The sequence below is a fragment of the Streptomyces sp. NPDC001927 genome, from assembly GCF_053594455.1.
In genome coordinates this window covers 262,402-268,938 of the sequence record NZ_JBSFEN010000013.1, presented here as the reverse complement: position 1 = coordinate 268,938, position 6,537 = coordinate 262,402, and the positions used below count along the sequence as shown (strand labels likewise).

The 6,537-nt window shown below is 68.5% G+C and carries 7 protein-coding genes and 1 rRNA gene; 2 read left to right on the top strand and 6 right to left on the bottom strand.

What is annotated here, in order from left to right:
- From ACWCO8_RS32315 to thyX, 4 genes are all read right to left on the bottom strand, one after another.
- Positions 1-88, bottom strand: a 16S ribosomal RNA gene (locus ACWCO8_RS32315); the annotation flags it as partial.
- Positions 89-614: 526 nt separating this feature from the next.
- Complete coding sequence (locus ACWCO8_RS32310) at positions 615-2,300, bottom strand: ribonuclease J (RefSeq protein ID WP_362003226.1); 1,686 nt, start codon at positions 2,298-2,300, stop codon at positions 615-617.
- A gap of 120 nt (positions 2,301-2,420) precedes the next feature.
- Positions 2,421-3,320 (bottom strand): 4-hydroxy-tetrahydrodipicolinate synthase, encoded by a 900-nt coding sequence (dapA, locus tag ACWCO8_RS32305; RefSeq protein WP_451035199.1) that lies wholly within the window; start codon positions 3,318-3,320, stop codon positions 2,421-2,423.
- Positions 3,321-3,496: 176 nt separating this feature from the next.
- Positions 3,497-4,237: an FAD-dependent thymidylate synthase gene (thyX, locus tag ACWCO8_RS32300; RefSeq protein ID WP_451035198.1), complete on the bottom strand. Its 741-nt coding sequence runs from the start codon at positions 4,235-4,237 to the stop codon at positions 3,497-3,499.
- A 198-nt stretch (positions 4,238-4,435) separates the two neighbouring features.
- On the opposite strand from thyX, the gene ACWCO8_RS32295 reads away from it, so the two are divergent.
- Positions 4,436-4,675, top strand: coding sequence for a hypothetical protein (locus ACWCO8_RS32295; protein ID WP_362003231.1), 240 nt, complete (start codon positions 4,436-4,438; stop codon positions 4,673-4,675).
- A 95-nt stretch (positions 4,676-4,770) separates the two neighbouring features.
- Positions 4,771-5,334 (top strand): hypothetical protein, encoded by a 564-nt coding sequence (locus tag ACWCO8_RS32290; RefSeq protein ID WP_451035197.1) that lies wholly within the window; start codon positions 4,771-4,773, stop codon positions 5,332-5,334.
- Here the strand turns inward: ACWCO8_RS32290 and ACWCO8_RS32285 are convergent.
- Positions 5,324-5,776, bottom strand: a complete 453-nt coding sequence (locus ACWCO8_RS32285) for a tetratricopeptide repeat protein (RefSeq protein ID WP_362003234.1) — start codon at positions 5,774-5,776, stop codon at positions 5,324-5,326. The genes ACWCO8_RS32290 and ACWCO8_RS32285 overlap by 11 nt on opposite strands.
- Before the next feature lie 5 nt (positions 5,777-5,781).
- Positions 5,782-6,534 (bottom strand): 4-hydroxy-tetrahydrodipicolinate reductase, encoded by a 753-nt coding sequence (gene dapB / locus ACWCO8_RS32280; RefSeq protein WP_362003235.1) that lies wholly within the window; start codon positions 6,532-6,534, stop codon positions 5,782-5,784.
- Positions 6,535-6,537: the final 3 nt, after the last annotated feature.

Genomic DNA, 6,537 nt, shown 5'->3' with positions numbered 1-6,537 from the left:
TCCACCCCGAAGGGCTTCATCGTTCGACTTGCATGTGTTAAGCACGCCGCCAGCGTTCGTCCTGAGCCAGGATCAAACTCTCCGTGAATGTTTACCCGTAATCGGGTTGAACACCACGAGAGCGGAACGATCGGTCGGAATAGGACCGGTCGTTCACAGCGTCCTCGCTGTGTGCCACCCCAAGGGGTGGACTTTTTCAAAGGAACCTCGACCATCCGAAGATGGACGGGGTATCAACTAATCTGGCGTTGATTTTTGGCACGCTGTTGAGTTCTCAAGGAACGGACGCTTCCTTTGTACTCACCCTCTCGGGCTTTCCTCCGGGCTTTTCCCTTCGGTCTTGCGTTTCCGACTCTATCAGATCTTTCCGATCCGATTTCCTCGGTGCTTTCCGGCTTCTCGGTTTTCCCGATCCGCTTTCCGGCGTTGATCCGACTTTATCAGAAGTTCTGAGTCGAATTCCCCGCCCCATCCGGTCAGCCGCTCGGGCACACGAAGGTGCCGGGCTTCCCTTGTTGGCGGAGACGTAAACGTACTGGAGCGGGGCGCCTCGATGCAAATCGAGGCGCCCCGCTCTCAGTTGGCGCTGGTCAGGCCCTTGGGCCTGCCGGTGCTCAGACCTCCACGACGACCGGGAGGATCATCGGGCGCCGGCGGTAGGTGTCGGAGACCCACTTGCCGATCGAGCGCCGGATCAGCTGCTGGAGCTGGTGCGGTTCGACCACGCCGTCCTGGAACGACTTGTTCAGGGCCTGCTCGACCTTCGGGATCACGGCGTCGAACGCCGAGTCCTCGATGCCGGAGCCGCGGGCGTGGACGTTCGGGCCGCCCACGATCTTGCCGGTCGAGGAGTCCACGACCACGAAGACCGAGATGATGCCCTCCTCGCCGAGGATGCGGCGGTCCTTCAGGTGGGACTCGGTGACGTCGCCGACCGAGAGGCCGTCCACGTACACGTACCCCGCCTGGACCTTGCCGGTGATGCGGGCCTTGCCGTCGATCAGGTCGACGACGACGCCGTCCTCGGCGATGACGATGTGGTCCTTGGGGATACCCGTCATCGCGCCGAGCTCGGCGTTGGCGCGCAGGTGGCGCCATTCGCCGTGGACCGGCATCAGGTTCTTCGGGCGGCAGATGTTGTAGAAGTACAGCAGCTCGCCGGCCGAGGCGTGGCCCGAGACGTGGACCTTGGCGTTGCCCTTGTGGACCACATCGGCGCCCCAGCGGGTCAGGCCGTTGATCACGCGGTAGACCGCGTTCTCGTTGCCCGGGATGAGGGACGACGCCAGGATCACGGTGTCGCCCTGGACGATCCGGATCTGGTGGTCGCGGTTGGCCATCCGGGACAGGGCGGCCATCGGCTCGCCCTGGGAGCCCGTACAGACCAGCACGACCTCGTCGTCCGGGAGGTCGTCGAGGGTCTTCACGTCGACGACCAGGCCGGCCGGGACGCGGAGGTAGCCCAGATCGCGGGCGATGCCCATGTTGCGGACCATCGAGCGGCCGACGAAGGCCACGCGGCGGCCGTACTCGTGCGCCGCGTCGAGGATCTGCTGGATGCGGTGCACGTGGCTGGCGAAGCTGGCCACGATGATGCGCTTCTGGGCGTTCGCGAAGACGTTCCGCAGGACGTTGGAGATGTCCTTCTCCGGCGGGACGAAGCCCGGGACCTCGGCGTTCGTCGAGTCGGACAGCAGAAGGTCGATGCCCTCCTCGCTGAGCCGCGCGAAGGCGTGCAGGTCGGTGAGCCGACCGTCGAGCGGCAGCTGGTCCATCTTGAAGTCGCCGGTCGCGACGGCCATGCCCGCAGGGGTGCGGATGGCGACCGCGAGGGCGTCCGGGATGGAGTGGTTGACCGCGACGAACTCGCAGTCGAAGGGGCCCAGCGCCTCCCGGTCGCCTTCCTTCACCTCGAGGGTGTAGGGGCGGATCCGGTGCTCCTGGAGCTTCGCCTCGATGAGGGCGAGGGTCAGCTTGGAGCCGATGAGCGGGATGTCCGGCTTCAGCCGGAGCAGGTACGGGACGGCGCCGATGTGGTCCTCGTGGCCGTGCGTGAGCACGATGCCTTCGACCTGGTCGAGCCGGTCCTTGATGATGGTGAAGTCGGGCAGGATCAGGTCGACGCCGGGCTGCTCCTCCTCGGGGAAGAGGACGCCGCAGTCGACGATCAGCAGACGGCCGTCGAACTCGAAGACCGTCATGTTGCGGCCGATCTCACCGAGCCCGCCGAGCGGGATGACGCGCAGGCCGCCCTTGGGCAGCTTCGGCGGGGCGCCGAGTTCAGGATGCGGATGACTCAAAAGACTCTCCTCACCACACACGCCACGTACCGCTTGGGCACGTGGCGCGCATGACATTCGTGCACTTGCTGTTGTCAGTCGATCGTTTGTCGATCGGATATTCAGTTGTGAAGTCTGTAGTTACAGCTCTACCCCGCCGGCGGCGAGATCGATCTTGAGCTGGGCGGTCTCCTCCGGGGAGAGCTCCACGAGAGGCAGGCGCAGGGGGCCGGCCGGGAGGCCCTGGAGGGCGAGGGCGGCCTTGGTGGTCATGACGCCCTGGGTGCGGAACATGCCGGTGTAGATCGGCAGGAGCCGCTGGTGGATCTCGGTGGCCTTCTGGACCTCGCCGTTCAGGTGGGCGTCCAGGAGTGCCCGGAGTTCCGGGGTGACGACGTGGCCGACGACGGAGACGAAGCCGCAGGCGCCCACGGAGAGCAGCGGCAGGTTGAGCATGTCGTCGCCGGAGTACCAGGCGAGGCCCGAGCGGGCGATGGCCCAGCTGGCGCGGCCGAGGTCGCCCTTGGCGTCCTTGTTGGCGACGATCCGGGGGTGCTCGGCGAGCCGGACGAGCGTCTCGGTGTCGATCGGGACGCCGCTGCGGCCGGGGATGTCGTAGAGCATCACCGGGAGCTCGGTGGCGTCGGCGATGGCGGAGAAGTGCCGGTACAGGCCCTCCTGCGAGGGCTTGTTGTAGTACGGCGTGACGGCGAGCAGGCCGTGCGCGCCGTCGCGTTCGGCCGTGCGGGCGAGTTCGATGGAGTGGTGGGTGTCGTTGGTGCCGATGCCGGCGACGACGTGGGCGCGGTCGCCGACCGCCTCCAGTACCGCCCGTACCAGCTCCGATTTCTCCGCGTCGCTGGTGGTCGGGGACTCGCCGGTGGTGCCGTTGATGACGAGGCCGTCGTTGCCGGCGTCCACCAGATGGGAGGCGAGTCGCTGGGCACCGTCGAGGTCGAGTGCGCCGTCAGCCGTCAGGGGCGTGACCATGGCGGTGAGGACCCGCCCGAAGGGGGTCTGCGGAGTGGAGATCGGAGCCATGGGTAACACGCTACTCGCTGCTCATCGCCCGGTGTCCCCTCGGGGGACGTGTGAAAGGAGCCCGGCACTGCCTGCTCGGGGGTTCAAGCAGTGCCGGGTCCGTTTGATCAGCCTAGATGAACTTCGTGAAACGTCGCAATACGGACACTTCGCGTGACTGGTCGTACATCTGTGCTTTATGGGGCCACACGGCCGTTCTTGTTGAACGCGGCATGGGTCAGCGGCATGAGCTCGGCCCAGTGCTGCTCCATCTTCTCGCCGACCATCTCGATCTCCCGCTGCGGGAACGAGGGGACCTTGGCCAGCTCGTGCTGGGTGCGCAGGCCCAGGAAGTGCATCAGCGAGCGCGCGTTGCACGTGGCGTACATCGAGGAGAAGAGACCGACCGGCAGGACCGAGCGGGCGACCTCGCGGGCGACGCCGGCGGCGAGCATCTCCTGGTACGCCGCGTACGCCTGAACGTACGAGTCCTCCATGACGCGGCCGGTCAGCTCCTGCTGGGCCTCGGTGCCCTCGACGAAGACGTACTTGCCGGGGCGGCCCTCCTGGACGAGCTTGCGGGAGGCGTCGGGGACGTAGAAGACCGGCTCCAGCTCCCTGTAGCGACCCGATTCCTCGTTGTACGACCAGCCGACGCGGTGGCGCATGAACTCGCGGAACACGAAGATCGGGGCGCTGATGAAGAAGGTCATCGAGTTGTGCTCGAAGGGGCTGCCGTGGCGGTCCCGCATCAGGTAGTTGATGAGCCCCTTGGACCGCTCGGGGTCCTTCTGCAGCTCTTCGAGCGACTGCTCCCCCGCGGTGGAGACGCGGGCCGCCCACAGCACGTCCTGGTCGGCGGCGCTGTGCTTCACCAGCTCGACGGTCACGTCGCTGCGGAAGCTGGGCTTGAGGTCTGCTGCGGGGGTGTCGCTCACCGGCGGGGTCCTTCCAAAGTGCGTCGCTCGGGCGGCGCCCACTCTACGGGGAGCCACTGACAGCGGAGCCCCTCACCTGCTCCCACACCCACCCGGACCACTTTCTTTGGCCAATTCGGGGAAATCGGGCACCGAATGGTGACTTTGCTCGTCTCTCACTGTGACACCGCACACCACAACCCAAGGAGAGTGGCCCCCATGTTTGGCCGGCGAGAGGCTGTCCCGTTCGCGTTCGTCGCAGAGGCCGACCGCTTCCGCAGTAACGTCACTCCGCCGCCGAGGGAGCGCCTCAGTGTCTCCGAGGTCGTGGGCCGTACGCTGGTCGGGCTGACCGTCGTGGCCGGTCTCGTCGGCTCGTTGCTCTTCGGGATGCCGTCCATGCAGTCCGGTGGGGCCGACGGGCACCGGCAGCAGTCCGAGGCCTCCGACGGCCGCTGAGCGGTTCGGCCCCCCTGAAGTGGCCCGGTCGAGGCCACCTGGGTAGCCTCACCGGGCACAGCCCCTTCGAGCGTGCTTGTGAGTGAGGATCAGTCGTGCCCCTGCCCTTTCTGACGGCCGACCGCGCTTTTGACGCGACCGACGACGTCGCGCTGCCGTTCGACGACCACGACCAGTGGCGTCGGCCCTACCGTCCCGGCCCCTGGCGCGTGGGCGCCGCGGCGCTCGCGCTGCTGGTCGCGTCCTTCGTGCTGCTGGCCGCCGTGGTCGTCGCCGCGGCCGGTGCGGTGAGCGGCGCCGGCGTCACGTTCGGCCTGGCCATGCTCATCATCGGCTCCGCGCTGCGCATGCTGCGGGTGGGCACGTGGGTGAGCCGGCACGGCGTGCGCCGGGTCGGCTTCTTCGCCACCTCGACGGTGGCCTGGGCCCAGGTGGCGCACGCGCGCACGGCGCAGCAGCCGGTGCGCTGGCTGGGGTTGCCCCGCACGGTGCAGGGCCAGGCGCTGGTTCTCGTACGGCGGGACGGTGAGCAGATCGCTCTGCTCACCGACCACAACGCCGACTTCCTCTCCCGCATCGAGGCGTTCGACCGCGCGACCGACACGATCGAGGCGTGGAACGCCGAGTACGGCGTCGCCCCGGTGGCCGCTACGCGCTGACCGGGCGGCCGGCGTGCAGCGCGATCGCGCGCTGCATCGCCTTGCGGGCGCGCGGGGTGTCGCGGGCGTCGTGATACGCGACCGCGAGCCGGAACCAGCAGCGCCAGTCCTCGGGTGAGTCCTCGGTCTCGGCGCGCCGCTTCGCGAATACCTCGTCGGCCGAGTCGCGGTCGATCCGGCCGCCGGCCGTGCGCTTCAACTCGTCCACCGGCAGGCCGCCTTCGGCCTCCAGCTCACGGGCGAGCCGCTGCGCGTTCCGCGCGAAGGCGGTGTTCTTCCAGAGGAACCAGCCGCCGACACAGGGCAGCAGGAACGCCACCGCGCCCATGCCCATCGCGGCCGGTTCGCCCGTCAGGAGAAGCAGGACGCCCTCCATCGCCACCACGCCGAAGACCAGGACGAGGACGGTGGCGAGGAAGACGTACGTGATCTTTCCGCCCATGACCGTCAGCCCAGGTCCAGGAAGTGTTCCAGGCCGAAGGTGAGGCCCGGGGTGGTGACGACGCGGCGGGCGCCGAGGAGGATGCCCGGCATGAAGCTGGAGTGGTGCAGCGAGTCGTGACGGACGGTCAGGGTCTCGCCCTCGCCGCCGAGCAGCACCTCCTGGTGGGCCAGCAGGCCCGCGAGCCGCACCGCGTGGACCCGGACACCGTCGACGTCCGCGCCGCGGGCGCCGTCCAGGGCCGTCTCCGTCGCGTCCGGCTGGGCGCCGAGGCCGGCGTCGCGGCGGGCGGCGGCGATCAGCTGGGCGGTCCGGGTGGCGGTGCCGCTGGGGGCGTCGACCTTGTGCGGGTGGTGCAGCTCCACGACCTCGACGGACTCGAAGTACGGGGCCGCGATCTGGGCGAACTTCATGGTCAGCACGGCGCCGATGGAGAAGTTCGGGGCGATCAGGACGCCGGTCTCCGGGGAGGCGGCGAGCCAGGTGTTCAGCTGCGCGAGGCGCTCCTCGTTCCAGCCGGTGGTGCCGACGACCGCGTGCATGCCGTGGCGCACGCAGTAGTCGAGGTTCTCCATCACCGAGGCCGGGGTGGTCAGCTCGACGACGACCTGGGCGCCCGCGTCGGCGAGGGTTTCCAGCTTGTCGCCGCGGCCGAGCGCCGCGACCAGTTCCATGTCCTCGGCGGCCTCGACGGCCCGCACGGCCTCCGAGCCGATGCGGCCCTTGGCTCCGAGGACCGCCACGCGCAGCTTGCTCATGCT

Coding starts and splice junctions, on each gene's coding strand:
- dapA (WP_451035199.1), bottom strand. CDS start 3,320: ATGGCTCCGATCTCCACTCCGCAGACCCCCTTCGGGCGGGTCCTCACC.
- ACWCO8_RS32285 (WP_362003234.1), bottom strand. CDS start 5,776: ATGGGCGGAAAGATCACGTACGTCTTCCTCGCCACCGTCCTCGTCCTG.
- dapB (WP_362003235.1), bottom strand. CDS start 6,534: ATGAGCAAGCTGCGCGTGGCGGTCCTCGGAGCCAAGGGCCGCATCGGC.
- ACWCO8_RS32295 (WP_362003231.1), top strand. CDS start 4,436: ATGTTTGGCCGGCGAGAGGCTGTCCCGTTCGCGTTCGTCGCAGAGGCC.